Raw genomic sequence first — 2,941 nt, 5'->3', positions numbered from 1 at the left:
TTTGAAGGAAACTCAACATGCAAAAGATCAACGCCGTAAACCCAGTTAGCGCAGCGACCGGCTGGATATGTACGCAGTGCCACCGCCAATACGCGGGGGCCAAACCTTGCACTTTCTGCCATAGTGCGATGTTCAGTGTGCCAGTTGGCTCCCAGCGTAAGAACGATGAAAAATGGCAACGGTTATGAGCGACGCATTTTCCCTCGTTCAACTCGACGCATACGGCATTAAACGCACACGACAAGCAATCATTGACCCGTGTCCGAGGTTGCTTGCATTACGTGTCCTATTACGCTTGCCCGATACTGCAATTCAGCCCAGTGGTGATGTTGAGCAATACGCGGCGCTCAGCAACAGCGTGAAGTCATTAGCTTCGGTGGTATGTACGATCCAGTCAGCCACCGAACACCAACCTGGCTGCTTCACCCTGCTCATTGCCTGATTTCATTTAAACCCTTCGATAGCACGACTTTCTGCCTACACAGGGACGGATGTCCCCTGGGCGTAAGGTCATGCGGAGAGCCAACATGATGCATGCAAAATCTTTTATGGCGCTGGGCAGTCACAACCGCCTGACCGGTGCCAGAACAGCACAGACTGCACCTGACGACCATTACCGCTGCCATCTCTGCGGCAGTGCGATGATATTCCACCCAGAGTCTCAGACGGAACGCCCCTGGTTTGAGCATCGGCAGAACACATTAACCGACCGAGGCCGAGAGTGTCCCTACGTCGAGCTAGAACGTGAAGAAATACGATGTATCCAGATGCTACATCCCTATGTGCCGGATGCTCGACCATTAGCACGAAAAGCCGACTGGCATTGCACGGGGTGTAACATCGGGTATTACGGGGAGCGCTATTGTCTGATTTGCCATGGTGAGCACAGCAGCCACGTCAGCCAGCCGGAGGTCGCCGTATGCGCATGATGAAATGTTACCTGGCGAACGACAGCAACGGATGTTTTGTGATGGCTAAAGAGGTATCAAGCTTGGAAAAGTGTGTCCGAACCTGTGTTTCCTGCCACTGCTTGCTGGTGTGGCATTCGGGTGGGCATGGCGAAGTTCCCTGGTGCGAGCATGATCAGCAGAGCGTTTCACGAGGGACATTGATGAAATGCGCCTATCTGGATCCGCAAGTAAAAGCCGATGAGAGGCACGCGGAGTTGCGCAAAGCAGTGGGCTGGCTAATCACGCCGCTTGAATTCAAAATTGCAGGCAACGTGCAGGTCTTTACCGACGCTCTGGCGGCATGCTTCCTCACCGCCAGTGGATCAGAAAAGGCGGCGACACTGATGCCCACAGGAACCTATTGATGCAGGTGGAGACGGCATACGGGTCGCGCAAGCAACAAGCCGTGTTAATGTATTCGGGGTACCCAAGCAACGCATTTTGCCTTGCCCTGCTTGCTTTCTGTTCTGTGGCGCGGGATAATCCTCAACATAATTTGATACATTTCTTATCATTTTCGACACCTTCTCAGGGATAATCCATGTTGGCATGCAGGAAGCAGGCGTGGCGCTTTTGTGCGCTCGTCGCAGTAAGTTGTGCAGTCTTTCCGGTTTCAGGCGCGTTTCTCAGCCCCGCCGATCGCGACACCATCCAGCAGCAACAGCGTGATCTGCTGCAGCAAAACCAGCAGCAGCGCCAGCAACTGCAACGCAGCATTTCCCCTGCGCGCCCAGAGGCCCCACCCGCTGCGGCTGAAGGTGGCCCCTGTTTCACCCTCAATACCATCCGTCTTGAGGGGGCCACTCACCTGCCTGCCAGCGCGCAGCAAACGCTCACGCAGCCTTATCTCCAGCGCTGCCTGAATCTGGCGCAGATCCAGACCCTGGTGCAACAGGTCTCCGACTGGTATATCGCGCGCGGTTACATCACCAGCCGCGCGTTCCTCACCGAGCAGGATCTGTCTCACGGGGAACTGAAGCTTCTCATTCTTGAAGGCCAACTGGAGAAGATCCAGTTGGATAAACGCGATGACCGGATGCTGAAAATGGCGTTCCCCGGCCGGGTAGGTACTATCCTCAATTTGCGGGATCTCGAACAGGGGATGGAGCAGATCAACCGCCTGCGCCAGCAGCCGGTCAAGATTGAAATCCTGCCTGGCAGCCAGCCGGGCTATTCGGTGGTGAACCTGACCGCCACGCCGGAATTCCCGGTGATGCTGGGGCTGGGGTTTGATAACAGCGGGCAGAAAAGCACCGGCACCGGGCAGATCAACGGCTCGCTGACCGGCAATAACCTGCTGGGGTTGGCGGATCAGTGGTTTGTCTCCGGTGCGCGCAGCAGCGATTTTGCCAACGACCACAATGCCCGCAGCGTGCAGGCGGGTGTCAGCCTGCCTTACGGCTACTGGCTGGCGGATTACAACTATTCCTACAGCGACTACCTCTCGACCATCAACAATCAGGGCTTCGACTGGCGCTCCAGCGGCGACAGCCAGACGCACCGTTTCAACCTGTCCCGCGTCGTGTTCCGCAACAGTGAGATAAAAACCGGCCTGGCGCTGGGCCTGACGCACCGCATCAATCGCAACTACCTCAACGACGCCCGGCTGGAGAGCAGCAGCCGCAAGCTCACCAGTGTGTCGCTGGGCGTGACGCACAGCCAGAAGCTGTGGGGCGGCTTTGCCACCTTCAACCCGACCTACAGCCGTGGCGTGCCGTGGCTGGGGGCGGAAGACGACAGCGGTAAAAGCAACGATGCGCCAAGAGCAGAGTTCAACAAAACCTCGTTTTCCAGCAGCTATTACCTGCCGCTGGCGCAGAACTGGACCTATCTCACCAGCGTCTACGGCCAGTGGTCGCCCGATCGGTTATACGGCAGCGAACGCCTGACTATCGGCGGCGAAAGCTCGGTGCGGGGTTACAAGGAGCAGTATCTGTCCGGGGATAACGGCGGTTACTGGCGTAACGAGGTGAACTGGTCGCCATTCAGCC

General features: G+C 56.9%; 5 protein-coding genes. 4 read left to right on the top strand and 1 reads right to left on the bottom strand.

Going from position 1 to position 2,941, the window contains the following annotated elements:
- Window positions 1–17 precede the first annotated feature (17 nt).
- Window positions 18–188, top strand: a complete 171-nt coding sequence (locus BMI79_RS23860; RefSeq protein WP_158069135.1) for a putative zinc ribbon protein — start codon at window positions 18–20, stop codon at window positions 186–188.
- Window positions 189–312: 124 nt separating this feature from the next.
- Here the strand turns inward: BMI79_RS23860 and BMI79_RS24450 are convergent, their stop codons facing one another.
- Window positions 313–435 (bottom strand): hypothetical protein, encoded by a 123-nt coding sequence (locus tag BMI79_RS24450; RefSeq protein WP_279626687.1) that lies wholly within the window; start codon window positions 433–435, stop codon window positions 313–315.
- A 95-nt stretch (window positions 436–530) separates the two neighbouring features.
- Here BMI79_RS24450 and BMI79_RS22735 point away from each other — a divergent pair, with 95 nt between their 5' ends.
- From BMI79_RS22735 to BMI79_RS22725, 3 genes are all read left to right on the top strand, one after another.
- Window positions 531–929, top strand: a complete 399-nt coding sequence (locus BMI79_RS22735; protein ID WP_076944406.1) for a putative zinc ribbon protein — start codon at window positions 531–533, stop codon at window positions 927–929.
- A complete protein-coding gene (locus tag BMI79_RS22730; protein ID WP_076944404.1) occupies window positions 920–1,315 on the top strand; it encodes a DUF7828 domain-containing protein in 396 nt (131 codons plus the stop codon). Before BMI79_RS22735 ends, BMI79_RS22730 begins: the two co-directional genes overlap by 10 nt.
- Window positions 1,316–1,491: 176 nt before the next feature.
- Window positions 1,492–2,941 (top strand): ShlB/FhaC/HecB family hemolysin secretion/activation protein (locus tag BMI79_RS22725; RefSeq protein WP_076944403.1); only part of this gene is annotated, 1,450 nt, incomplete at its 3' end.

This window comes from Serratia oryzae (genome assembly GCF_001976145.1).
GTDB classification, from domain to species: Bacteria; Pseudomonadota; Gammaproteobacteria; order Enterobacterales; family Enterobacteriaceae; genus Chania; species Chania oryzae.
This window is presented reverse-complemented; position numbering and strand designations above follow the sequence as displayed.